19 protein-coding genes and 1 pseudogene are annotated in these 24,962 nt (G+C 70.9%); 6 read left to right on the plus strand and 14 right to left on the minus strand.

The annotated features are described in order from the left end of the window. Positions 1-24: 24 nt before the first annotated feature. From ACQP2X_RS34530 to ACQP2X_RS34540, 3 genes and pseudogenes are all read left to right on the plus strand, one after another. The gene (locus ACQP2X_RS34530; protein WP_498689079.1) at positions 25-4,206 is read left to right on the plus strand and encodes a trypsin-like peptidase domain-containing protein; all 4,182 of its coding nucleotides are present in this window, start codon (positions 25-27) and stop codon (positions 4,204-4,206) included. Between the two features lie 52 nt (positions 4,207-4,258). After that, positions 4,259-4,339 (plus strand): annotated as a pseudogene (locus ACQP2X_RS34535) (cupin domain-containing protein); the annotation flags it as partial. Positions 4,340-4,538: 199 nt separating this feature from the next. Continuing rightward, positions 4,539-5,666: an RCC1 domain-containing protein gene (locus tag ACQP2X_RS34540; RefSeq protein WP_498689081.1), complete on the plus strand. Its 1,128-nt coding sequence runs from the start codon at positions 4,539-4,541 to the stop codon at positions 5,664-5,666. A 328-nt stretch (positions 5,667-5,994) separates the two neighbouring features. On the opposite strand, the gene ACQP2X_RS34545 is transcribed toward ACQP2X_RS34540, so the two are convergent. The 8 genes from ACQP2X_RS34545 to ACQP2X_RS34580 all read right to left on the minus strand — a co-directional run bounded on the left by ACQP2X_RS34545 (position 5,995) and on the right by ACQP2X_RS34580 (position 14,242). Then, positions 5,995-6,363, minus strand: coding sequence for a hypothetical protein (locus ACQP2X_RS34545; protein ID WP_498689083.1), 369 nt, complete (start codon positions 6,361-6,363; stop codon positions 5,995-5,997). A 9-nt stretch (positions 6,364-6,372) separates the two neighbouring features. Then, positions 6,373-6,525: a hypothetical protein gene (locus ACQP2X_RS34550; RefSeq protein ID WP_498689087.1), complete on the minus strand. Its 153-nt coding sequence runs from the start codon at positions 6,523-6,525 to the stop codon at positions 6,373-6,375. 412 nt (positions 6,526-6,937) lie between these two features. Further along, entirely contained in the window at positions 6,938-8,386 is a 1,449-nt protein-coding gene (locus ACQP2X_RS34555; RefSeq protein WP_498689089.1) for an FAD-binding oxidoreductase, read from the minus strand. A gap of 118 nt (positions 8,387-8,504) precedes the next feature. After that, positions 8,505-9,185, minus strand: coding sequence for a Fic family protein (locus tag ACQP2X_RS34560; RefSeq protein ID WP_498689090.1), 681 nt, complete (start codon positions 9,183-9,185; stop codon positions 8,505-8,507). A gap of 113 nt (positions 9,186-9,298) precedes the next feature. After that, the gene (locus ACQP2X_RS34565) at positions 9,299-10,618 is read right to left on the minus strand and encodes an ABC transporter substrate-binding protein (protein WP_498689092.1); all 1,320 of its coding nucleotides are present in this window, start codon (positions 10,616-10,618) and stop codon (positions 9,299-9,301) included. An 8-nt stretch (positions 10,619-10,626) separates the two neighbouring features. After that, a complete protein-coding gene (locus tag ACQP2X_RS34570; RefSeq protein ID WP_498689093.1) occupies positions 10,627-11,466 on the minus strand; it encodes a carbohydrate ABC transporter permease in 840 nt (279 codons plus the stop codon). Next, positions 11,466-12,320 (minus strand): carbohydrate ABC transporter permease, encoded by an 855-nt coding sequence (locus ACQP2X_RS34575; protein ID WP_498689094.1) that lies wholly within the window; start codon positions 12,318-12,320, stop codon positions 11,466-11,468. Before ACQP2X_RS34575 ends, ACQP2X_RS34570 begins: the two co-directional genes overlap by 1 nt. Continuing rightward, the gene (locus ACQP2X_RS34580; protein ID WP_498689097.1) at positions 12,317-14,242 is read right to left on the minus strand and encodes a beta-galactosidase; all 1,926 of its coding nucleotides are present in this window, start codon (positions 14,240-14,242) and stop codon (positions 12,317-12,319) included. The genes ACQP2X_RS34575 and ACQP2X_RS34580 overlap by 4 nt, the downstream gene beginning before the upstream one ends. 125 nt (positions 14,243-14,367) lie before the next feature. Here ACQP2X_RS34580 and ACQP2X_RS34585 point away from each other — a divergent pair, with 125 nt between their 5' ends. After that, the gene (locus ACQP2X_RS34585) at positions 14,368-15,399 is read left to right on the plus strand and encodes a LacI family DNA-binding transcriptional regulator (protein ID WP_498689098.1); all 1,032 of its coding nucleotides are present in this window, start codon (positions 14,368-14,370) and stop codon (positions 15,397-15,399) included. A 192-nt stretch (positions 15,400-15,591) separates the two neighbouring features. Here the strand turns inward: ACQP2X_RS34585 and ACQP2X_RS34590 are convergent, their stop codons facing one another. The 3 genes from ACQP2X_RS34590 to glpK are packed head-to-tail and all read right to left on the minus strand — an operon-like array spanning position 15,592 to position 19,551. Beyond that, positions 15,592-16,350, minus strand: a complete 759-nt coding sequence (locus ACQP2X_RS34590; protein WP_498689101.1) for a DeoR/GlpR family DNA-binding transcription regulator — start codon at positions 16,348-16,350, stop codon at positions 15,592-15,594. Between the two features lie 17 nt (positions 16,351-16,367). Further along, on the minus strand, positions 16,368-18,062 hold the full coding sequence (locus ACQP2X_RS34595) for a glycerol-3-phosphate dehydrogenase/oxidase (RefSeq protein ID WP_498689102.1): 1,695 nt from the start codon (positions 18,060-18,062) through the stop codon (positions 16,368-16,370). Between the two features lie 13 nt (positions 18,063-18,075). Continuing rightward, the gene (gene glpK, locus ACQP2X_RS34600) at positions 18,076-19,551 is read right to left on the minus strand and encodes a glycerol kinase GlpK (RefSeq protein WP_498689105.1); all 1,476 of its coding nucleotides are present in this window, start codon (positions 19,549-19,551) and stop codon (positions 18,076-18,078) included. Between the two features lie 182 nt (positions 19,552-19,733). Between glpK and ACQP2X_RS34605 the strand changes: the two genes are divergently transcribed. Both ACQP2X_RS34605 and ACQP2X_RS34610 read left to right on the plus strand, forming a co-directional pair. Beyond that, complete coding sequence (locus ACQP2X_RS34605) at positions 19,734-20,531, plus strand: sulfotransferase domain-containing protein (protein ID WP_498689106.1); 798 nt, start codon at positions 19,734-19,736, stop codon at positions 20,529-20,531. 23 nt (positions 20,532-20,554) lie between these two features. Continuing rightward, positions 20,555-21,334 carry a sulfotransferase family protein gene (locus ACQP2X_RS34610; protein WP_498689109.1) on the plus strand — a complete coding sequence of 260 codons (780 nt, stop codon included), beginning with the start codon at positions 20,555-20,557 and terminating at the stop codon, positions 21,332-21,334. Between the two features lie 52 nt (positions 21,335-21,386). Here ACQP2X_RS34610 and ACQP2X_RS34615 read toward each other — a convergent pair whose 3' ends face one another. The 3 genes from ACQP2X_RS34615 to folE all read right to left on the minus strand — a co-directional run bounded on the left by ACQP2X_RS34615 (position 21,387) and on the right by folE (position 24,953). After that, positions 21,387-22,985: an alpha/beta hydrolase gene (locus ACQP2X_RS34615; protein WP_498689111.1), complete on the minus strand. Its 1,599-nt coding sequence runs from the start codon at positions 22,983-22,985 to the stop codon at positions 21,387-21,389. A gap of 79 nt (positions 22,986-23,064) precedes the next feature. Next, positions 23,065-24,360: an aminotransferase-like domain-containing protein gene (locus ACQP2X_RS34620; protein WP_498689113.1), complete on the minus strand. Its 1,296-nt coding sequence runs from the start codon at positions 24,358-24,360 to the stop codon at positions 23,065-23,067. Beyond that, positions 24,357-24,953, minus strand: coding sequence for a GTP cyclohydrolase I FolE (folE, locus tag ACQP2X_RS34625; protein ID WP_498689114.1), 597 nt, complete (start codon positions 24,951-24,953; stop codon positions 24,357-24,359). Before folE ends, ACQP2X_RS34620 begins: the two co-directional genes overlap by 4 nt. Between the last annotated feature and the right edge of the window lie 9 nt (positions 24,954-24,962).

Genomic DNA, 24,962 nt, shown 5'->3' on the forward strand with positions numbered 1-24,962 from the left:
GGCTATCGCCTAACGTCGTCCACTGTGCTCACGGCTGGCCACGTGATCGAGGGTGCATCCCGGCTCGAAGTTCGCTTCGAGGCCGGGTTGCCATCGGCCCGCGCGGTCATCGCCGAGCCGCTCGGCGTTGATCCCCACTTCGACCTGGCACTGCTCACATTCACCGCCGACGACCGCGTCGACCCGGCACCCCTCGCCCGGCTGGCCGGTGCCGGACCTGACGTCGAAGTGCGCATCGCCGGTTTCCCCCGCTGGAAGCTACGCGGTGGGAGGTTTCGCGACTCCGCGGCCGAACCCGGCCGGGTGGCGCTGCTCGCGAACCGGCGGGAGGGCACGCTCCAGATCACCGTGGCGCCGCCGGCTGACGACCCGGACGCCCGGACGCCGTGGGAGGGGATGTCCGGCGGCCCGGTTTTCGCGCATGACCGGCTCGTCGCGGTCGTGTCGCGGCATCACCGGCGCGAGGGCTTGAACCGGCTGACGGCCACGCCGATCGCCGGCTGGGTGGATCGGCTCGCCGCCGACGGCCCGCCCGAGTTGCTGGCTGCAATGGGCCTGGATCCTTCCGGCGTCCTGCCTGCCGTCACGGTCGCGTCTGCCTCCGCCTATAAGACGCAGGTACTCCAGATCGCGCCCGAGACGCTGGTCGGCCGGGAACGCGAGCTGGCGGCGCTGGCCCGGTTCTGCACAGGGCCGGACAGCTACGCGCGATGGCAGGCGCCGCCCTGGGCCGGCAAGACCGCTCTGATGGCGAGCTTCGCCGCCGATCCGCCGGATGGCGTCGACGTCGTGTCGTTCTTCGTCACTGGCCGGCTCGCCGGGCAGGCGGACAGCGCCGCTTTCACCGACGCTCTGCTCGACCAATTGGCCGCTCTCCTGGGCCGGGAGCTGCCGTCCACGCCGAGTCCCACCACCCGCGAGGCACTCCGGCGCCGGTGGCTGGAGGAGGCCGCCGATCATTGCGCCGCCTCCGGCCGGCTGCTCGTGCTGGTGGTCGATGGCCTCGACGAGGACTCCGGCACGGCGCCCGGCTCCGAGGTGCCCAGCATCGCTTCACTGCTGCCGGCACGCCCGGGCCCCGGCCTCAAAATCGTCGTGGCCGGCCGGCCGCATCCGCCGGTTCCCGGCGACGTTCCCGGTCATCACCCGCTGCACCGCTGCCCGGTGATCGAACTTCCTCCCTCGCCCTTCGCCGAGGACATCGCTCGCCGCGCGCTGCGGGAGCTGGGCCAGCATCTCGCGCACGGCGACCTTCGGCGTGACCTGGCCGGCCTGCTCGCCGCGGCCGGAGGCGGCCTCACCTTGGACGACCTGATAGAGCTGACCACGCTGCCTCGCTATGCCGTCGACGACGTGGTGAACGGCTTGTTCGGCCGTACGGTGGAACGCCGCGAGGACGTCTACCTCTTCGCCCACGAGGTTCTGCAGTCGCTGGCGGCGGAGCGGCTCGGCGAGACGGCGCTGGATCGTTACCGCACCCGCATCCACGCGTGGGCCGCCGGTTACCGCGACCACGGCTGGCCCCTGGAGACGCCGGGATACCTGCTTCGCGGCTACGCCGGCCTGCTGCGGGAGCAACGCGACGGTCCCCGGCTGGTCGCCCTGAGCACCGACCGCGCCCGGCACGACCGTATGCTGTCCCGCTTGCACGCCGACACGGCGGCGCTGACCGACCTCCGGGCGGCCCAGCACATCCTGCTCGCCGAGGCCGAGCCGGACCTTGTGGCGCTTGGCCGGCTCGCGGTCCACCAGGACTTCCTCGTGCACCGGAACCTGAATCTGGACCCGGAGATTCCGCTGCTGTGGTATCAGCTCGGTCTTCCGGACCGGGCGACCGCCCTGGCCGAGTCGATCACCGACCCCCAGCGGAGATCGCGAGCGCTGAGCCGGCTCGCGTTCCAGGCGCTGGACGACAAGGACGAAGCATTCGTCCGGCGAATGCTCGCGGTTCTGGACATGTCCGCGCGACGTGCGGTGATCGTCGCGGCCGCCGGTCGCGGATCCGGGTTCCTCAGGTCGCTGCTCGGCCTGGAGCTCGACCTGTCGGCCACCGCACCCGCCGCCGAGCGCGCACGCCACCTCGCCGGCGTGGCCGCCCGGCTGGTCCGCAACGGTGACCGCGTCCACCTGGACTTCCTGTTCGGACGACTCGGCGATGCCGAGACGACAACCACGCTGCTGCTCACCGTCGCCGGCGATTGCGACCGGGCGGAAGCAAGGACCCTCGCTGACGTCGTCCAGCCGATCGTGGCCGGATGGCCGCCGAGCCCTGGCCGCAAGCGCGCGCTGGAGATTCTCGACGAACTTCGCCGGTTCGACACGGCGCGGGACGGATCAAAGGCCTCCGCCCTGGTGGTGGCCGGTCCGGTGGCAGACGAGGACCTGACCGACCGGTTGACGGACCTGTTCTCGGCGGCCTACGAGGAGCTCTTGACCACGTCGCTTCACGCCGACGTTCGCCCGGCGGAACGGCGACTCCGCCGAGCTGAGGAAAGCTGGGACGCCGGGGACGAGGCCGAGTCCAGGGCGTCTCTGGAGGAAGCGGTGCGCACGATACCGGCCGGCGGCGCCTCGGACTCCTTCTTCGATCGAGTGGCCCGGCTCGCCGCGGCCCACGGTGGCCTGGACCACGTGGCTGCCACCGGCCGCGCCCTCGGGCCCGGGGTCGGGCTCCCCCTCCTTTGCGCCGGCTTGCGTCTGACGGCGTACGCCGAGGAACCGGTGAACGCGACGGGCATCGTCGACGCAGCGGCCGGCCTGCTCGACCGATCACCGGCGAAGGCCGAGGACCTCATGCGTGCCGCGTGCCGCGCGGGCTGCGCCGATCAGGTGGAACGCGTGCTTCGAGGGCACTGGTCGTTCTGGGACGACCCCACCCGGGCGGCCCTCGCGCGCGTCTTCGCCGAGGAAGGCGCACCCGGCCAGGCGTTGACCACGCTGCTCCAGATCGGAGCCGACGAGATGCGAGCCTCGGCCGTCGACGACATCCTGACGATCGGCGCCCGGACCGGGTCGTTCCGCGAGGCGCTCGCCGTGGCACGCGACCGCTCGCCCGCCTCCCGCGTGGAGGCGCTCGTCATCGTCGCTCGCATGGCGCTCGGCGCGGACGACGCAACCGCCCGCGACGCCGCGACGGAGGCTGAGCTGACGGCCCGTTCCCGGCCGGATCCAGGTTGGCAGGCCGGCGTGCTGCGACAGCTGGCCGGTCTCACCGCGGCCGCGGGCGACCCGTCGGCGGTCACGGATGTACTCGACGCGCTGACGCGGATGAGCGAGGATCCCGACCCCCTGTTCGCCTGGATGGCCCACGCCGCCGCCGAGCGGGACGTCCGGCTGCTCCGACTGCTGGGCCCGCTCGCCGTCGTCGCGGCCGGGGACTCCGATGACCCCGGACGGCACGGCGAGCTGATCGCCCGCCTGGCGCGAACGGCCACGGCCGAGGGCACGACGGCGTACGCCGAACTCCTGCTCGCCGTCGCAGAGCGGTTGACCGCAGCGATACCCGGGGCCGACCGCCGGGACTGGGCCCTTCCAGATCTCGTTCGGGCCGCCTCCGAGGCGGGAGACTTCGCGATGGCCGAGAGGGCGATAGCGATGGCCGGGAATCCCGACCGCCAGGCCGAGCTCCAAGTCGCTCTAGCCCGCTCCCTGGCCGTCGCGGGCAAGGTGCGGAGCGCCGAAGCGGTCGCGGCCGTCATCGCCGCCGACGGGCCGAGGACCGACGCGTACCTCGAGATCGTCCGGGCCCTGACCAGGGCCGGTCACTGGAGCCAGGCGGCCGCGGCGGCCCACGCCATCGCCTCTCCCGACGCGCGCTCCGAGGCACTTCTGCTGGTCGTCCAGACCGCGGCCAGGGCGGGCGATCTGAGCACCGCCCGCGATCTCGCCGCGACCATCCCCGGCACGGCCTGGCGTGCCTGGGCGGCCGACTGCATCGAGGCGACAGCGACGGCGACGGTCCCGCCTGGGCCCGAGAGGGACGTCACCACGCCACCTCAGCAGGATCTGGTGCCGGCGGCCCTGCTTGACGTGGTACGCCGCCTCACCAGATCACCCGGCACCTCAGCGAGTTCGAGGCGGACCGCCGCGGAGGCGTTCGTCGCGGACGGAAGCCTGGCGCCGCTCGTCGGCTTGCTCCACGACCGGCCCGACGTCGTCAGCGCCGTCGCCGCCGAGACGGTCGATCTCATGACGCCGCGTTCCTGACCGGCTCGGCACGTCCTGTGTCCACCCCCCGCCCCGGCACGACTTCGAGGAGATGTTCACGATCCTCGAGGGCGAGATCGAGTTCACCTTCCGCGGCGAGAAGCACACCGTCCGGGCCGGCTCCACCGTCAACATCCCAGCCAACGCGCCCCACAACTTCCGCAACGTCTCCGGCGCACCGGCCCGGACGCTCCGCCGCCGGATCTGTCGCCCGATGAGCTTGCCGAGCGCCGCCGGCGCGCGGCCGAACTGGCCCCGACCTACCGGAGCGAGTTTCTGTAACACAATCACAATCTTGAATGTATGGGAGCGCTCCCGTAGCGTCTTCAGACATGATTCTGCGACGCGTTGTGATCCTCCTGGCGCTGGTGGCGTCGTTCCTCGGAGTCGTGACCGGCACGGCCTCGGCCGCGCCGGTCACCGACGTCGCCGCGGGATATCTGCACACCTGCGCGACCTCCTCCGACGGCTCGCTGTGGTGCTGGGGCGGCAACGGCAGCGGCCAGCTCGGCGACGGCACGACCACCGCCCGCACCGCCCCGGTCCGGGCCGGCACGGCCACCACGTGGAAGACCGTCGACGCCGGCACCAGCCACACCTGCGCTGTGCGCACCGACGGCAGCCTCTGGTGCTGGGGCAGCAACCGCCGCGGCCAGCTCGGCGACGGCACAACCACCAACCGCACGTCGCCGGTGCAGGTCGGAACCGCCACCACCTGGGCCACGGTCAGCGCCGGCGACGCGCACACCTGCGCCGTCCGCACCGACGGCAGCCTCTGGTGCTGGGGCTTCAACCGCCTCGGCCAGCTGGGCACCGGCACCGACGATTACACCGCGACCACCCCGGTGCGGGTCGGCACGGCGAGCACCTGGGCGAGCGTCGCCACCGGATACGCGCACACCTGCGCCACCCGCACCGACCGCACGCTGTGGTGCTGGGGCGACGGCAGCGCCGGGCAACTCGGTCTCGGCGCCACCGCCTACACCACGACACCGGCCCAGGTCGGCACGGCCACCACGTGGTCGCAGGTGACGACCGGTTACGCCTTCAGCTGCGCCGTCCGCACCGACGGCACCCTCTGGTGCTGGGGCGAGAACGGCTACGGCCAGCTCGGCGCGAACGTCACCTTCCAGCGCGCGCCCTTCCAGGTCGGCGCCGCCTCCTCCTGGACCGCCGTCGAGGCCAGCTTCGACACCGCCTGCGCCACCCGGTCCGACGCCACCCTGTGGTGCTGGGGCAACAACATGGCCGGGCAGATCGGCGACGGCACGACCACCAACCGGTACGCCCCCACGGCCACCGGCACCACCGCCACCCGCGGCTTCGCCGTCGCCTATCACTCCTGCGCGATCCGCGCCGACGACAGCCTGTGGTGCTGGGGCTTCAACGTCGGCGGTCAGCTGGCCGACGGCACCACCACCGACCGTCCCACCCCGGTCCCGGTGGCGCTCCCCGCCTGATCACGGGCGGCCTCAAGATCATAAACTCGGCCGCCATGGGGATCTCGTCGAAGGATGTGCGGGTCGGTAAGCATCCGATCATGCTGCTGCTCGGGCTTCTGTTCGTGATGCTGCCGATCTCGCACGCCTATCACGGCTCCTGGACCGGTCCCCTGCCGATCCTGGCCAGCCTGCTCGTCTTCCCCACCATCGGTCTCGCCGTGCTGCGCGCGCGCAAGGTCAAGCTCGGTGAGCTTCCACCGGCGAAGGGCCACGGCTCCCGGCTCCTGCTCGGCCTGTCCGCCGTGTGGGCGTCGGGACCGTTCCTGCTCCTCGGCGACGACCGGCTCTACGGCGGCTCGGGCGGCATGGACGTGCTGGCCTTCCTCGCCTCGGCCGCGGTCTGCGAGCTCGTCGCGCTGGCATTGCTCGGCTCCACCGTCCGCCCCAACGACGCCGAGCCCAGGTCCCGGCCCTTCAATGTGCTCGCGGTCCTCGGCGTCATCGGCGTCCTGCTGATCGTCGTGAACGTGGTCCCGCCCGAGCCGGTGCCGGCTCCCGCGGCGGCGGCCGCGACGATCGCCCCGACGACGCCCGCCACGACCGTCCCCACCACGCCGCCGGCCAGTTCGTCACCGGCGCCGCCGCCGCCGGTCCTGATGCCCGGCCTGACCGGGGTCCTGCTGACCGGCGTACGCGACAAACTGCCCGACGGCATCGGGTACGACTACGAGGACCGGTCGCCGCGCGGCCGCAGCGTCATGGTCCAGCGCAACTGGACAGTGGTCGAGACCGAGCCGGCCCAGGGCCAACCGCTCAGGTCCGGCCAGCAGGTGCGGCTGTACGTCCTCAAGAACGAGGAGGCGGCCTGGTTCGCCAAGCACCCGACCATGCCGAAGATCAAGCCCGGCACCGAGGGCTCCGACCTGATCGGCCAGGGCGAGCCCCTCGACGGCATCTGGGAGCTGGTCGAATATCGCTACCCGAAGGGCAAGGCACCGAAGGACGCCCGCGACCCCCGCGAGAGCCTGAAGGGCTGGGAGCCCGACGGAGAGAAGGCCGCGCGGGCCGGCCTGAAGGAGGCGTACAGCTCGTTCGGCCTGGTCGTCGGCACCATCCCGGCCGCCGGCCAGAAGGTCCGCCCGGGTCGCATGATCGTCGTCACCCTCCGGGACAAGCCCCTGGACGACTCCCCCGGAGGCAGCGGGTCAGTACCCGACCACAACAACGGCGACGACGATGACGACTTCAACGTCCCCGGCTGGCTCTGCCCGACCCGCTACTGCTGATTCTCAGGCCCGCAGGACCGATTGGGCGAAGTCGAAGACCCGGTCCGGGTCGTACTTGCGGATCACCTGGCGCAGGCGGGGCAGGTTCGCGCCGTAGTAGGCGGTCGCCCAGTCCTTCTGGCCCGGATTCAGATAGTTGACGTAGGCGCCGCTGCCGACGATGGGGGCGAGCGCCTGCTGCACCGACAGCACCGCCGGGCCGTTGGCCGCGTTGCCGCTGTAGACCTGCACCGAGGCGTGCGCGCCCCGATGGGCGAACGCGGTGTCGGCGGGCCGGATCCGCCCGACCTGCCCGCCCAGCGAGTCGAAGAGCAGGACCATTCCTCGCTGCTTGCGCATCAGGGCGACGACCCGGTCGGCGATCGAGGCGGTGACCGTGCGGTCGAGGATGCGCGACGCGGCGCGGAAGGGCTCCGGCCCGCCGGCCCGGCAGGCGGTGATGGTCTGGTTGAGGCATCCGGCGAAGTACTTCATCGCGTTCAGGAAGCCGTAGGTGTGCACGCTTCGCGAGGCCGGGCTAGCACCGACGGCGGCGATCAGGGCCGAGAGGCGCGCGTTCAGCGCCGCCGGGGAACCGGTCCAGGCGCCGGTCACCCGGTTGGTCGGCGTGCCGGCCGCGGTGACCGCGCACAGCGAGGTGAGCTGGTCCGGCGCCGTGTTCATCCACTGCGACCAGGCTTGTAGCACGCGAGCGGTGCGCGCGGCCGGGAAATGCAGCGAGAAGATCGTGACGGTGGGAGCCGGCACGGTGCCGAAGGTGAAGCTGGTGACGATGCCGCCGTTGCCGCCCCCGCCGCCGCGCAGCGCCCAGAGCAGGTCGGCGTCGTGGTTGCCCTCGACCGTGTGGACCGCGCCGTCGGCGGTGACGACGGTGGCCGACCGGAGGTGGTCACTGGTGAGGCCGTACGTCCGGGCGACCACACCGATGCCGCCGCCGAGGGTGCTGCCGGCCACGCCGACCGTCGCGCAGGACCCGGCCGGCAGGGCACGGCCGTGCGCGGCCAGCGCCGAGTAGAGGTCGATGAGCCGCACCCCGGCCCCGACGACAGCGGTCCCGTCACTGCGGACGGTGATGCCCTTGAGCGCCGACAGGTCGACCACGACCCCGCCGTTCGGAGTCGAGTAGCCGGCATAGCTGTGCCCGCCACCGCGCGCGGCGAGCGGCACACCGTGCCCGCGCACCCGCCGCACGCAGGTCCGCACGTCGTCGACGCCGGCCACTTTGGCGATCGCGGCCGGCCGCCGGACACCGAGCGCGCTGTTGTACGGCCGCGCCGCCACCACATAGCCGGCGTCACCGGGCCGGAGCAGCTGGCCTTTGAGCGCCCGCTTCAACCCCGCGTAGTCGACAGCGGTCGTCGCCGCGGCAACCGGCTCCCCGAGCAGCGCCACCCCCGCGGCCGCCGCCGTCAGACCGAGGAACCCCCGCCGCCCCATCCTGATCTCGTCCATACATCGGACGGTACGGATCAGCGCCTCCGGTAACGCCCCACATTCGCGCCATCCCCGCTGCGACGCTCATCTCCGCCGAATCAGGCCAGGCCGGCGGTGGTGTCAGGACGAACACGGGTCAGGAGTGGTTTGGGTGCCGGTAGGGATCCCGCCCCGGCCCTCGAACGGCCGCCGCAGCCGCCTCCTCGATGTCGGAGGCCGCTCCGTCGAGCACGTAGACCCGGGTCGTCGCATTGCCGCGCGGGGCGAGCAGACCCGCGCGGGTCAACGCCTGGATGTCCCTGATCGCCTGGTCACGGCTCAAATTCTCGTCCTGCTGATAGGTGGTACGCCGCACCTCGCCGACCGCGGCCGCATAAAGCGCCGACACGACACGCTCGGGCAGCCCGTTCTCCTGAGCCAGGCTCGCCAGGTCGTTCCACAGCCGGACGGTCCAGTCGTACCGCCGCTTCACCCGCTGCGCCTGCCGATGATGTGCCGTGAAGACGAATCGCACCCATGAGTGGGCATCCCGTCCCGGCTGAAAGCTGCCATCCTGTACGGCCCGGAGCGCCGCGTAGTACCGGACGGTGTTTTCCTGCTCGCCCAGCCATTCCTCGATGGACGAAAACTCGGGCGCCAGTTCGCCGACAAGTGCCAGCACCAGCATGTGCAGCGCCCGCGCGGTCCGGCCGTTGCCGTCGCGCCAGGAGTGAATGCCCACCAGGTTGAGGTGAGCCATGGCCGCCCGCACATACGTCATGGCGTCGCGATAGCCGATGACGGCTTGCTGTGTCTGTTCCCCGGCTTCCGCCGACATCGGGGCATGTTCGACCAGTGCGCGAGCGTCCGTGCTGCTGATGGTGATGTTCTCGATGGTGTTGGAACCCTGCCCCTATGCTACAGCTGCTGTGGCATAGGGGCATCGGCTGGCTATTCCTTGACCGGGATGGACTGGGACTTCAGGGTGGCGATCGTGCTGGCCTGGGCGTCCTCGAGAGCCTTGGTCAGGGTCTCCTGGCCGGTGACGGCCTTCTTGAAGCCGTCGGACGCGTCGGCGTAGGTCTTGGTCATCGTCGGTCCCCACGTGAAGTCGGGCTTGACCTGGGTCGAGGCCTCGGCGAAGACGTCGTAGATCTTCTGGCCGCCGTAGAACTCGACGCCCTCCTTCAGGGCCGGCAGCGACGCGCCCTCCTTCGTGGCCGGGTAGAGCTGCGCCTCCTTGTTCAGCAGGGTCAGCGCCTCGGTCGACGTGTTCAGCCACAGCGCGAACTTGGCCGCCTCGTACGGGTGCTTCGAGTTCTTGAAGACCGCGGTCGACGAGCCGCCCCAGTTGCCGGCGACCTTCTCACCGGCGTTCCACTGCGGCATCGGCGCCACCGCCCACTTGCCCGAGGTCTTGGGCGCGCCGGCCAGGATCGAGTTGGCCCCCCACACGGCCGAGACCCAGGTCCAGGCGCTGCTCGAGTTGTACGCGTTGTCCCACTCGGGCGTCCACGGCGGCACCGAGGAGACGAGCTTCTTGTCGATCAGGCCCTGCCAGTAGCCGGCGACCTTCTTCGTCGGCTCGTCGGTCATCGTGACCGTCCAGTTGGTGCCGTCGTTGCCGAACCAGTGGCCGCCCGCCTGCCAGACCAGGCCCGCGAACTGGTTGATGTCGCTCTGCGAGAAGTTGGTGATGTAGCCGCCCGCGGCCTTCACCTTCTCGGCCGCCGCCGCGTACTCCTCCCAGGTCGTCGGGACCGGGATGTTGTTCTTCTCGAACAGGTCCTTGCGGTAGAACAGCCCCATCGGGCCCGCGTCCTGCGGGATGCCGTAGACGTGGCCCTGCTCGCCGAAGGTGACCTGGTTCCAGGTCCAGTCGATGAACTTGCTCTGCGACTGGGTGACGATGTCGCAGCCGGCCAGGTCGGTCAGGCCGTCCTGGACGCGGAAGCTGGGCAGCGCGTCGTACTCGATGTGGCCGAGGTCGGGCGCGTTGCCGGCCTTGAGCTGGTTGAAGAAGTTGGCGTAGGTGCCGCCGTTGCCGTTCGGGCCGGTCTGCACCTTGACCTGGATGTCGGGGTTGGCCTTGTTCCAGACGTCGACGACCTTCTCGATGCCGGGGATCCAGGTGGTGTAGGTCAGGGTGACCGGCGCACCGGCCGGGGCGCACGAGGAGGCCGCTTCCGAGGTGGAATCGGCGGAGTTGGACGAACAGGCGGCTAATGAAAAGGCCAGCAGAACAGCGACAGAGCCCGCGCGTACGCGCATCAGTCCTCCTACTTAATAGATCCAGCGCCGAGGCCGCTACGCCAGAAGCGCTGGAGTGAGAGAAATGCGATGACCATCGGAACGATCGAGACGAACGCTCCGACCAGGACCAGGGCGCGCAGCTCCGGATGCTGGTTGACCTGGGAGTTCCAGGAGTAGAGACCGAGGGTCACGGGGAACAGCCGCTCGTTGCCGAGCATGATCAGCGGCAGCATGAAGTTGTTCCAGACCGCGACGAAATGGAACAGGAAGATGGTGACGAAGGCCGGCGCCATCAGCCGTACGGAAATGGTGAAGAAGGACCGCACCTCGCCCGAACCGTCGATGCGGGCCGCCTCCAGGAGCTCGTCCGGCACGCTCGCCGCCGCGTAGATGCGGCCCAGATAGACACCGAACGGGTTGACCAGGCTGGGCAGGAAGACCGACCAGAACGTGTTGGCCAGCTCGGCCTTGCTGAACATGAGGAACAGCGGCAGCGCGAGCGCGGTGGCCGGCACGAGCACGCCGCCCAGCACGATGTTGAAGATCAGCTCCCGGCCGCGGAACACGTACTTGGCCAGGGCGTAGCCGCACATGCCGGCCAGCAGGGTGCCGAGCAGGGCGGCGCCGACCGTGTAGCCGACCGAGTTGGCCAGCCAGCGCAGGAAGACGCCGTCGTTGTAGCGGAACAGGTCGGCCAGGTTGGTGCCGAGCGCGAAGTTGTCGGGCAGCAGCGGGTGGCCCTCGGTGACCTGACCGTCCTTCTTGCCGGAGGCGATGAACAGCCACCACAGCGGCGTCAGGAAGTAGAGCGTGAAGACGGCCATGACCAGCATGGCGGCGTACCGCGGGACCTTGAATCCGGTCATCACTGCACGCCCTTGCGCTGGGTGAACTTGAGGAACGAGAAGGAGAGGACGAACGTCGCCAGGGCCAGTACGACCGAGAAGGCCGCCGCCAGGTGGAAGTTCGGGATGCTCGCGGTGCTGAGGACGGTCAGGTTCGGGGTGTAGGTGCTGGACACCGCGGAGCTGAAGCTGCGGAACACCTGCGGCTCGGCCAGCAGCTGGAGCGTGCCGATGATCGAGAACACGGTCGTCAGGACGATGGCCGGCATGACCATCGGGATCTTGATGGACCAGGCCGTACGGAACACGCCGGCCCCGTCGATCTTGGCGGCCTCGTAGATCTCGGTCGGCACGGCCAGCAGCGCCGAGTAGATGATCAGCATGTTGTAGCCGACGTAGACCCAGGTCACGACATTCGCCATGGCCCAGAGGACCAGGCTCGGCGAGAGCAGGTCGACGGCCGAGGTGACCTCGGTGAACGGCGACAGATTGGGCGAGTAGAGGTAGCCCCACATGATCGCGGCGACCACGCCCGGCACCGCGTACGGCAGGAAGTAGACGAGCCGGAAGAACCGGCGCCCCTTGACCAGCCCGGAGTCGAGCAGCAGGGCCAGGATCAGGGCCAGGCCGAGCATGACCGGCACCTGCACGGCGCCGAACAGCAGCACCCGCCCGATCGACTCCCAGAACGGCCCGTCGCTGAAGACCTGCTGGTACTGGGTGAGACCGCCGAAGACCTCGGTGGCCGGCCCGAACGTGCCGGTGCGCTCGACGGTGAACAGCGACTGCCAGATCGCGTAGCCGATCGGGATCAGGTAGAAGAGCGTGAACAGGACGCCGAACGGCGCGACGAAGAACAGGATGGCCTTCTTCACGACTCACGCACCACCCGGACGGCGCCGGCCGGCACCCGCAGGCGGCCGTCCACCGGTTCGCCGGCGATCAGCTCGTGACCGGTGACCGCGTACTCGATCTCGCGCTCGGAATGGTTGATGACGAAGGCGTACGACCCTCGCCGCACCACCTCGACCGACCGGTCGCTCTCGTCGTGCGTACCGATGACCTTCCGGAGCAGCGCCCGCATCGAGTCCCGGTCGAGCGCCGTCGCGACGTACCAGGCGTTCCCGTTGCGGGTGACGGCCGGAACGCCGGGCAGCGGGCCGTCGGCGTAGCGGGCCACGACCTCGGCGCCGGTGGTCCGGAGCCGCTCCGTCCACAACGTGGCCTTGCCGCCGTCGTCGAGCGTCACCGTCGTGCCCGGCTTCAGCGGCGCGAACTCCTCGACGGTGACGCCGAGCAGGTCACGAAACGCGCCGGGATAGCCGCCGGGCCGGATCCGGTCGTCCCGGTCGGCGATCCCGCTGAAGAAGGTGACCAGGATGCGGCCGCCTCCCTCGACGTACTTCTGGATGGCCGCCGCCTGCTCGTCGGTGACGAGATAAAGGCAAGGGACGATGATCTGGCGGTACGCCGACAGGTCGCCGTCCGGGCTGATGACATCCGCCGTCACGCCGAGGTCCCGCAGTCCACCATGGACGGCGTGCACCTGGTCGAGATAGTTCACCGCGGTCGACGGCCGGCCCTCCTGCTCGGCCGCCCACCAGGCCTCCCAGCTGAAGATCACAGCGGTTTCCGTACGGACCGTGGTGCCGGCCACCTCGGCCAGCCTGCCCAGCACGGACGAGAGCTCGAGAACCTCACGCCACTGCTCGGTCTCGGTGCCGGCGTGCGGCAGCAGCGCCGAGTGGAACTTCTCGCTGCCCTGTGCCGAGGCGCGCCACTGGAAGAAGCAGACCGCGTCGGCGCCGCGGGCGACGTGGGTGAGCGTGTTGCGCAGCATCTCGCCCGGCGCCTTGGCCAGGTTGACCGGCTGCCAGTTGACCGCGCCGGTGGACTGCTCCATGAGCATCCACGGCTTGCCGCCGGCCAGGCCACGGGTCAGGTCGGCCGCGAAGCTGAGCTCGGCCGCCGGGTGGCCCAGGCGGTGGTCCAGGTAGTGGTCGTTGGCGATCACGTCCATCCGCGGGGCCCAGCGCCAGTAGTCCATGTTGCGGATGTGCGCGGTGACCATGAAGTTGGTGGTCACCGGAACGCTGGAGTGCCGGCGCAGCACGGCCGCCTCGGCCTCGTAGTGGCCGAGCAGCTCGTCCGACGAGAACCGGTGGAAGTCGAGCATCTGGGCCGGGTTGCGCAGCGACAGGGCGGTCCGCGGCGGCAGCACCTCGGACCACTCGCTGTAGCGCTGGCTCCAGAACGACGTGCCCCAGGCTGCGTTCAGCGCCTCCACCGTCTCGTAGCGGTCGGTCAGCCAGGCCCGGAACCGCTCGGCGCTGGCCTCGCAGTAGCAGAGCGCGTTGTGGCATCCCAGCTCGTTCGAGACGTGCCACAGGGCCAGGGCCGGATGCCGCCCGTACCGCTGCGCGACCTGCTCGACCAGGGCCAGCGCGTGCTCGCGGAAGACCGGCGAGCTCGGGCACCAGGCCTGCCGGCCGCCCGGATAGCGGCGGGTGCCGTCGGCCGCCATCGGCAGGATCTCCGGGTGGCGGGCGCCGAGCCACGGCGGGGGCGACGCGGTGGCCGTACCCAGATTGATTTTTATGTCGTTCTGGTGCAGCAGCTCGACGATGCGGTCGAGCTGTTTGAAGTCGTATTCGCCGGACCGGGGTTCGATGTCCGACCAGCCGAAGATGTTGACCGCGACCAGGGAGATCCCGGCGGTCTTCATCAACGCGACGTCCTCGGCCCACACCTCGGCCGGCCACTGCTCCGGGTTGTAGTCGCATCCCAGAGTGATCACAGGCTCTCCTCGTCTGTGCACGTGCACACATTTCTGCTGCGTAAAACCCGCAGGTCAGATGTGTGAACGTGCACACATTAGGTTTCCTCAATCCGGCCGTCAAGGCCAAAAGATAAGGTCGTTGCGTGAGCGCGACCGAACAGCCGAACAAGCCGGGCAAAAGGGCGACCGTGCACGACATCGCGGCCGCCGCCGGTGTCTCCCGGGGCACGGTGAGCCGCGTGCTCAACGGCGGCTACGTCTCGGTCACCGCCCGCGCCGCCATCGAGCGGGCCATCCGCGAGGTCGGCTACGTGCCCAACACGGCCGCCCGCAACCTGGTCATGCAGCGCTCGCAGGCCGTCGGCTTCATCGTCCTCGAGCCGCACACGCTGTTCCTCGAAGACCCGAACATCGGCGGCATCCTGCTGGGCGCCAACACCACGCTGTCCGACGCCGACTATCAGATGGTCAACCTGGTCGTCGACTCCGAACGCGACACGGCCCGTATCACCCGCTATCTGAGCGGCGGCTTCGTCGACGGCGCGATCATCGTCTCGGCCCGCAGCCACGACCCGATCATCCAGGTGGTCGGCAGTCTGGCCCTGCCCTCGGCGTTCGTCGGCCATCCGCGCGACCTGCGCCCCGAGATCCCGTACGTGGGCATCGACAACCTTTCCTCATCCGAGGAGATCACCCGCCGCCTGCTCGGCACCGGCCGCCACCGGATCGGCATGATCGCGGCCGCCGTCGACCGCGACTCGGGCGCCGACCGCCTGGCCGGCTTTCGCCGGGCCCTGGGCCCGCTCTTCGACGAGAGCCTGGTGGCCGAGGTCCCGCTGTACGACTTCTCGTGCGGCGCCAAGGGCATGCGAACCCTCCTGGAGCGCGAGCCGAAGATCGACGGCGTCTTCGCGGCGTCCGACGCGGTGGCCGCGGGCGCCGTCGAGGCCCTGCGCGAGGCCGGCCGCGCCGTGCCCGAGGAGGTGGGCGTGGTCGGCTTCGACGACAGTTCCTGGGCCACCCGCACCCGGCCCCATCTGTCCACGGTGCACCAGCCGGCGGCCGACATCGGCGCCCACGCCGCCGACATGGTGCTGCGCCAGCTCCGGGGCGAGCAGATCCCCCGGGGCGGCCTGCTCCTCCCCTCCCCCGTCGTCTGGCGCGAGTCGGCCTGACCGGCGTCCGGCCCGCGACGCCCGTCACCTTTTCGATCGTCGCCGGGTTCCCCACCTCCGGCCATCTGGCCGCCCCACGCCCAGCGGCGGCAACAAGCAGCTCAAACGCGCGTTCCTCCGGTCCGCCTTCGCGGCCCTGGCCCGCCGCCGCGTCGACGTCCTGCCCTAGGGACACCCCCGCGATCAGCCGCGTCAGGGAACGTCGATGACGATCAGCCGCCCGACCCGCCGGCGCAGCGCCGACCGGCCCGCCCGCGGCAGGCCGTCGTCGGTGACCACCACGTCGGCCCGCTCCAGCGGGGCGACCACGGCGCCCCCGCCGGCGCCCCAGGCGCCGTGGCCGGCGAGTATCACGACCCGCCGGGCGGCGGCGATGAGGGCGGCACCGATGCGGGCCTCGGCCCGGCCGGGCACCGTGAAGCCGGACGCCACGTCCACGCCGGACACGGCGACGAAGACGACGTCCACGTTGAGCCCGGCCGCCGCCCGCTCGGCGACCGGCCCGGCCAGCGCGCCCGACCGCGTACGCTCCCCGCCCAGCAGCAGCACCATCTGGTCGGACCGGCCCTCGTGGTGGAACACGTCGGCGATGGGGATCGCGTTGGTGACCACGCTGAGGCCGGGCACCCCCGACAGCTCCCGCGCCAGCAGCGCGCCGATGCCGCTGGCCAGGATGCCGATCGCCTCGTCCGGCCGCACGAGCCGGGCCGCGCCGCGGGCGATGGCCGTCTTGGCCCGCAGGCCGGCCCCGCGCGCGGGCGCCGGCCCGGCGGTGCGGGCCATCGCCCCGCCGCGCACCCGCGCCACCAGGCCCCGCTCGGCCAGCGCCTCGACGTCGCGGCGCGCCGTCACGTCGGAGACGCCGAGGCGGGCGCCCAGGTTGGTGATCCGGACCCCGCCGGTCCGATCGATCTCGGCCAGGATCCGGGCCTGCCGCTCCTCGGCCGTCACGATTCAGGCCCGGCTTCTCATACCGCGGCGAGCCGGGTGGCGTCGGCGCTCTCGTCGTCGGGCTGCTCCTGCGCCGCCAGCTCGGCCGACACGCGGGCCCCGTACCGGCCGATCTCCTCCTCCGTCTCGGCGGCCGACCAGCCGAGCGGGCCGGCGATCAGGGCCGCGGCGGCGCGGGCGGCGGTCACGCCGCGGTCCGGGGTCTCGATGGAGACGCGGGTCCGGCGGGTCAGCACGTCGTCCAGATGACGGGCGCCCTCGTGCGTCACCGCGTAGACCACCTCGGCCGCCAGGTGGTCGGGGGCGCCGGCCAGGGGCTCGCCCAGCGCCGGGTCGGCGCCGATCAGGGCGAGCACCTCGTCGGCCAGGGTGCCGTAGCGCTCGAGCAGGTGCTCGACGCGGGAGACGGGCAGGCCGGCGCGGCGGGCGAGCTGGGCCCGCCGGTTCCAGGCGGCCCGATATCCGGCCGCGCCGAGCAGCGGCACCTGGTCGGTGCAGGACGCGGGCACGCGGCCGTCGAGGTCGGCCACGGCGGCGTCGACCGCGTCCTTGGCCATCACCCGGTACGTCGTGTACTTGCCCCCCGCGACCAGGACCAGGCCCGGGGCGAGCCGGTCGACCGCGTGCTCGCGGGACAGCTTGGCCGTGCTGGCCGCGTCGGCCGACAGCAGCGGGCGCAGCCCGGCGTAGACGCCCTGCACGTCGTCGCGGGTGAGCGGGGTGGCCAGGGCCTTGTTGACCTCGTCGAGCAGATAGCCGACGTCCTGGGACGACACCGACGGGTGGGCCTTGTCGAGGTTCCACGGGGTGTCGGTGGTGCCGATGATCCAGTGCCGGTCCCACGGGATCACGAACAGCACGCTGGACGCGGTCCGCAGGATCATCCCGGTGCTGCCGGCGATCTTCTCGCGGGGCACGACCAGGTGGATGCCCTTGGACGCGGTGATCTTGAACTGACCGCGCTCGCCCTTCATCAGCGACTGGATGTCGCTGGTCCACACCCCGGTCGCGTTGATCACCGTACGGGCGCGGATCTCCAGCTCGGCCCCGGTCTCGGTGTCGCGGGCCCGGACGCCGACGACGCGGCGGCCCTCGCGCAGGAATGCGATCACCTCGGTCCGGGCCGCGACCTGGGCGCCGTACGCCGCCGCGGTGCGCACCAGGAACATGGTGTGCCGGGCGTCGTCGACCTGGGCGTCGAAGTAGCGGATGGCACCGACCAGCGAGTCGGGCCGCAGCGCCGGGAACGCCTTGAGCGCCTCGGTGCGGCTCAGGTGCCGGTGGCGGGGCAGCCCCGCGCCCCAGCCGGACAATGCGAGCGTGTCGTAGAGCGCGATCCCCGCACCGACGTACATCCGCTCCCAGGCCCGGTGGTGCAACGGATAGAGGAAGGGCACCGGGCGGACCAGGTGCGGCGCGAGCCGCTGGATGAGCAGGCCGCGCTCGCGCAGCGCCTCGCGGACCAGCCCGAAGTCGAGCATCTCCAGATAGCGCAGGCCACCGTGGATGAGCTTGCTGGACCGGCTCGACGTGCCGCTGGCGAAGTCGCGGGCCTCGAGCAGGCCCACGGAGAGCCCTCGGGTCGCCGCGTCGAGGGCCGCGCCCGCGCCGACCACGCCGCCGCCGACGACCAGCACGTCGAGCGCGTCGCCGGTCGCCATGGTGGCCAGCGCCGCCGTACGGGCCTCGGGTGACAGGTTTCCGGTGTTCATCATGATCTCCGATTCAGCTGACCCAGTCGAGGCTGCGGTCGATGGCCGCTCGCCAGCGGGTGGTTCCTTCGTCGCGCCGCCGCTGGGACCAGGACGGCAGCCAGCGCCGGTCCTCCCGCCAGTTGGCGCGCAGCTCGTCCGGTGACGTCCAGAAGCCGACGGCCAGCCCGGCCGCGTAGGCGGCGCCGAGCGCGGTGGTCTCGGCGACCGCGGGCCGGCTCACCGGCACGCCGAGGATGTCGGCCTGCAACTGCATGCAGAGCGCGTTCGCGGTGACGCCGCCGTCGACCTGGAGGCAGTCCAGCTCGGTGCCGGAGTCCTGGGCCATGGCCGCCACGACGTCGCGCGTCTGATAGCAGATGGCCTCGAGCGCGGCCCGGGTGATGTGGGCCGCGGTGTGATAGCGGGACAGCCCGACGATCGCGGCCCGGGCGTCCGGCCTCCAGTACGGGGCGAACAGCCCGGAGAACGCCGGTACGAAGCAGACGCCCTCGCTGTCGTCGACCCGCGCCGCCAGCTGTTCGCTCTCGCTCGCCGAGTCGATGACGCCGAGCTGATCGCGCAGCCACTGCACGGTCGAGCCGGTGGCCGCGATCGACCCTTCGAGCGCGTAGACCGGCGCGTCCTCACCGAACCGGTAGGCCACGGTGGTGAGCAGCCCGTGCGTCGAGCGGACCGGTGTCGTCCCGGTGTTCAGAAGGACGAAGTTCCCGGTTCCGTACGTGCATTTGGCGTCGCCGGGCGCAAAGCAGGTCTGCCCGAAGAGCGCGGCCTGCTGGTCGCCGATGGCGGCCGCGATCGGCACCCCGGGCAGCGCCGTCGAGGCGTATCCGTAGATCTCGGCCGAGGACCGGATCTCCGGAAGCATGGCCCGCGGAATGCCGAACAGACGCAGAAGCTCGTCGTCCCAGTCAAGGGTGTGCAGGTTCATCAGCTGGGTGCGGCTGGCGTTGGTGACGTCGGTCAGGTGCCGCTCGCCGCCGGTCAGGTTCCAGATCAGCCAGCTGTCCAGGGTGCCGAACAGCACCTCGCCCTTCTCCGCGCGCTCCCGCAGGCCGGGGACGTGGTCGAGCATCCACTGGACCTTGGTGGCGGAGAAGTACGTCGCCGGCGGGAGCCCGGTGCGCTCGCGCAGGAACCCGGCGTCCAGGGCCGGGATGGCCGGTGCGGTCCGGGTGTCCTGCCAGACGATGACGTTGTGGCAGGGCCGGCCGGTGGCGCGATCCCAGATCAGGGCGCTCTCGCGCTGGTTGGTGATGCCGACGGCGGCCAGGTCGGCCGGTGTCAGCCCGGCGTCGGCCAGCGCGACGTCGATGGTCTTGAGGGTGTTCTCCCAGATCTCGTCCGCGTCGTGCTCGACCAGCCCGGCCCCGGGCAGAATCTGCCGGTGCTCCAGCTGGTGACGGCCGATCTCGTGACCGCCCCGGTCGAAGACCATGAAGCGCGTGCTGGTGGTGCCCTGATCGATCGCGCCGACGAAGTCCGCCACATCGCCCCCTTCTCGTGGGAGCGACGCTAGGGAGCGACAGGGCCGGGATCAACGCCACCCGTGCGACAATGTCGCACGCTTCCGGGTGTTCAACCGAGCCGGCGGCGCACATGGACGAGGCCGGTCCGCTTTGATTCAGTGAGATCTCCCCCGACGGCGTACGCGTAATCAAGGGAGGGAAATTGTCGCTGGCGTGGTTGGCTTCCTACCCGAAATCCGGTAACACCTGGGTCCGCCTCATGCTGCTCAGCTATCTGGAGGACAAGCCGCTGGACACCGGCCGGCCGGTGCAGTGGCGGGGCCGCTGGTCGAAGAACCCCGTGGTGGCCGACATCGCGGACGCCGCCAGCAAGGGCGGCATGTGGTCACCCGAGCAGCCGGGCCCGGTCACCGTCAAAACCCACTTCCTGCCGGGCGCCGAAGTCCATCGCCCCTACCGCGACATCACCAGCAAAGTGCTCTACATCGTTCGCAACCCTCGCGATGTGCTCCACAGCGCCGAACGCCATCTCGATGTCAGCCCTCGGCACCGGTCCGCCTTCGCGCGTCATTTCGTCGCCCATCACGGATTCGACGGATGGCGGCGAACCGGCTGGGGATCGTGGGTGGAGAGCGTCGCGGAATGGGCGAGCCCGGAGCGGCATTTTCCCGGCGCCGACGTCCGCGTCTTCCGCTACGAGGACATCAAGGCCGATCCGGTGGCGTCGCTCTCCGCGATGGTCGGCTTCCTCGGACTGGACGATCCGGTCGACGACGAGCGCGTCGACCGGGCCGTGCGGAACTCGAAACTCGACAAGATGCGTCAGCAGGAGCAGCGGACCACCACCCCTGAGCAGAAGAAGGGCTCGTTCTTCGGCCAGGGTCTGAGCGGGCAGTCGCTCGCGGACTACGGAGCCGATGTCGAGGAGAGCTATCTGCGGCTCCTGGACGAGGACTCCGCCTTCGCCGACGTCGCCAAGCGCTGGGGGTACAAAGATTGAACGCCGGCCGACAGGTCACCTGGATGGCCTCCTACGTGCAGCCCGATTACGAGGTGGTCGGCGGCTTCGTCGCCGGATATCTGCTGGACGTCCCACCCGGCGAAGCCCGGTTCGAGTCGGTCCTCGATGTGGCCCCCGACCTCGCCGCGCTGTTCCGTTTCGGCCGGATGCTGCCGCTGGACGAGCGCATGCCGCACGCCGTGCTGACCTCGCACCCGCCGGACGCGGGGATCCTCGGCCCGTACGCCGCCGCGACCGGCAAGGTCCTGTACCTGACTCACGACCCGCGGTCGCTGCTCTCCGAGGTGCTGCTGATCAGCGGCAAAGAGGGCGACGAGCGGACCCGGCTGGCCCGGAAGCTGATCTCCCTCATCGGCCGGCCGGGCGAACGCGGCAAGGACTGGCCGGCCCACGTCCGCGAGTGGACGACACCCGATCGGGTCCGTGCCCGGTTTCCCGGTCTCGGCGACATCCGCGTCGTCCGGATCGAGGACCTGCACGCCGACCCGGCCGGCGTGCTGCGTCAGATCCTCGAGTTCCTCGACCTGCCCGAACCGCTGGACGAGGCCCGGATCGAGCGGGCCGCCCGCGACTGGGCCCCGGCGAAGGTGGACGCGAGCAAGCTCCTGAAGCTGCCCCCGGGCATCTCGGAGTTCCGGGACGAGCCCGAGCGGGACCCGATCCCCGAGGTGCTGCCCTCGCTGCTGGAGATCGGCGAGGAGATCGAAGCGGCGTACCAGGAGCAGCTGCGGGACAACCCGGAGTTCGCCGAGTTCCTCCGCCGCTTCGGATATGAGACCTGATGCCGCGCCGGCGGCCCGGTGACCCGCGAAGGGCCACCGGGCCGCCGGGCCGTCAGCGCACCGCGGGGGCGGCGTCGCGCAGGGCCGCCTTGAGGCTGCCGCTGCCGCTGGTGGCGAGCGACCGGGCGGCCGCCGCCGTCGGATCCGGCTGCGGAACCGGGGCGCACTTCTTGTCGGAGCGGTTGCCGTGGACCCGGGACGGCAGGGCTCCGGTCTCCAGGTAGGCCGCGATCGTGTCGTCGGTGCAGGCGATGCCGCTCAGCGAGCCCGAGTGCGTGGTGCCGCCGACGCCCTCGATGAGGACCGAGCGGGGGAACCGCTTGCGGATCTCGAGGCTGCCCGCGTACGGCGTGGCGGCGTCGTTGGTCTCGCTGATCAGCAGGATCGGCGGGGCCTTCTTGCCGTTGACGTTCACCGGCTTGCCGACGTCGCCCTTCCAGAACAGGCAGGGCGCGTTGTACCAGGCGTTGTTCCAGGTGATGAACGGGTACTTCTGGTAGATCCGCCAGTTGTCCCGCTTCCACTTGTTCCAGCTGGTCGGCCACTGCACATCGGTGCACTGGGTGCCCAGGTAGACCGCGTAGCCGTTGTCCGACCCGGGGCCGGGCTCGGAGTACAGCTCCAGCAGGCCGGAGGCGTCGCCGTTGTTGACGTACGCCGAGAAGGCGGTGGCCACGTCCTCCCAGCCGTAGACGTAGTAGCCGGCCGACACGAAGATGTCGTTCCACTCGTCCGGGCCGATCTTGCCCTCGGCCGGGGCCGCGCGGAGCTTCTGGAGCGTGGCGTAGTACTTGGCCTTCACGGCCTTGCCGGTGGTGCCCAGGTGGTAGACCGCGTCGTACTTGGCCACCCAGGCGAAGTAGGTGTCCATGTTCTTGTCGAACTGGACGTCCTGGCTGAGGTTGGCGTCGTACCAGACGCCGCGCGGGTCGACGACCCCGTCGAAGACCATCCGCCGGACCTGGCCCGGGTGCAGCGTGGCGTAGACCTGGCCCAGATACGTGCCGTACGAGAAGCCGTAGAAGTTGATCTGCCGCTGGCCCAGCGCCTTGCGGATGCTCTCCATGTCGGCCACGTTGTCGGTGGTCTTCAGATGGTCGAGCAACGGGCCGCCGGCGCGGGCACAGGCCTGGGCGTACGCCTTGGACCGGGCCAGCCAGGTCTTCTCCAGCTGCCGGTTGACCGGGACGTAGTACGGCCGGTTGTAGCCGGCGACGTTGCCGTCGCAGGTCAGCGAGGGCACGCTGGAGCCGACCCCGCGCGGGTCGAATCCGATCCAGTCGTAATCGAGGCCCGCGTTGTTCGGGATCGCGCTCTGCAGCACCGAGTAGATGAGGCCGGATCCGCCCGGTCCGCCCGGGTTGACCAGCATGACGCCCTGATAGTCGGCGGCCGGCGACTTGGCCTTCACCCTGGACACGGCAATCTTGATTTTGGCGCCACCCGGGCGCGCGTAGTCGAGCGGGACGATGACGAACCCGCATTCGGCGCCCCGCGCCTTGAGGGTGGCATTGGTGCACGCGCCCCACGCGATCGGCGGTGGCGTGTAACTGGGAGTTCCACTGTGGGCCTGCGCAGCGGACGGGATCATGCTGCCGCCGAGCGCCAGTCCGACAGTCGTGGCGACGGTCGCCGCCAGAAGTCGTCTCATTCCCGGAGGGTAATCATCCGGACACGGCGATGAAGGTGCCCGTTAGGACAGACCTGGAGCCCTGTTCAGGGGGTGGTGATCATCGTGCGGTCTCGTCCTCGACGAACGCCACCAGCCGGGCCACCCCCTCGTCGATCTCCTCCGGCGACAGATAGCTGACCGACAGACGCAGCGAGCGCCGCCCGCCGCCGTCCGGGTGGAAGTAGCGCATCGGCGTCCAGATGACGCCGTACTCCTCGGCCGACCGGGTGAGCGCCGCCTCGCCGGCCTCGAACGCGGTCGTCAGGCTCAGGAAGAATCCGCCGCTGGGCTCGTTCCACCGCACGCCCAGCTCCCGGCGGCGGTGCTCCGGCCAGCGCTCGGCGAGCCGGTCGATCACCCGCCGCATGGCCTCGCCGTAGCGGCCGGCCGCCTTCGCGTTCAGCTCCGAGACCCGGCCCCCGGCGGCCAGGAGCGCGCCCGCCACCACCGCCTGGCTCAGCGACGAGGTGTTCACCGTGACCATGCTCTTGATCTTCGAGAGCTCGTCGGCCAGCAGGCCGGCCCGGCCGTCGTCGCCCACCACCGGCTGGTCGGCCACGGCGAAACCGACCCGGGCCCCCGGGAAGATCGTTTTGGAGTACGACCCCAGGTGCACCACCGAACGATGACGGTCCAGAGCCTTGAGCGTCGGGAGCGGCTCACCCGGGCTGACCAGCCGGTACGGGGTGTCCTCGAGGATCAGCAGGCGTTCGCGCGCGGCCAGTTCGAGCAGGCCGGCCCGGTCCGCCGCGGACAGCGTCGACCCGGACGGGTTGGCGTGGTCGGGCACGAGATAGAAGGCCCGGGGCCGCCGCCCGGCCGCCCGCTCGGCCCGGATCGCCGCCTCCAGGCCCGCCAGGCTGAACCCCTCGGCCGGCTCCGGCACCGGGCGCAGCGTCACGTCCAGGAGCCGGGCCACGCCGGTGATGCCGACGTAGCAGGGACTCGAGACGAGCAGGACGTCGAGCGGGTCGCGGATCAGGGCCCGGACGACCAGCATCATCGCCTCCTGCGCGCCGACCGTGACCACGATGGATCCGGCCGGAACGTCGATGCCCTCGTCCCGGCGCAGGGAATCGGCGATGATCTCGCGGATCTGGCCGGCCGTCGGGCCGTACTGGTAGACCGCCGTGCGCAGCTGACCGGGCGACGCACCCTCGCCGGCCAGGTGATCGAGATAGCGGCGGAGGTGCGCGACGACCTCCTCGACCTCGAAGAAGCCGTCGTACGGACGGCCGGGAGCGAACGAGATCGCGTCGGGATAGCGCAGGGTGACCTCGTTGAGGAAGTTCATCGTGTCCAGAACCGGATCGGAGACGCTCGCGTGCAGCTCCGCCCGGCGCAGGCCGCTCATCGGCCGCCCAGACCGGCCGCCGCGAGGAACTCGCCACGCGAGCGGGCGTCGTCGCGCAGCACCCCCAGCATCGTCGACGTGACGGTGCGCGCGCCGACCGCCTGCACCCCGCGCAGCGTCATGCACAGGTGCTCGGCCTCGATCACCACACCGACGCCGTTCGGGTTCAGCTCGGTGGTGAGCCAGTCGGCGATCTGCTTGGTCAGCCGCTCCTGCACCTGGGTGCCGTGCGCGAACATCTCGACCACCCGGGCCAGCTTGGACAGGCCGAGGATCCGGGCCGCCGGGAAGTAACCGACGTGCGCGACCCCGACGAAGGGCAGCAGATGGTGCTCGCACACCGAGCGGATCGGAATGTCGCGCGCCATCACCAGTTCGTCGTATCCCTCGTCGTTGTCGAAGGTGGTGAGCTTGAACTCCCGGGCGGTCAGCAGATCGGAATAGGCCCGCGCCATCCGGGCCGGTGTCTCCTGAAGACTTTCCGGACTCAGATCGACGCCCAGCGCCTCGAGAAATGCCGCGGCCGCCTCCGTGGCCGCTTCGATGTTCCGGTACGCCGGGACGCGCGAGACGTGTTTAGCGGTAATGGTCACGTGTTTCCC

Origin of the sequence: Actinoplanes sp. CA-131856, assembly GCF_050956135.1 — a bacterium.
Classification (GTDB): Bacteria; Actinomycetota; Actinomycetes; order Mycobacteriales; family Micromonosporaceae; genus Actinoplanes.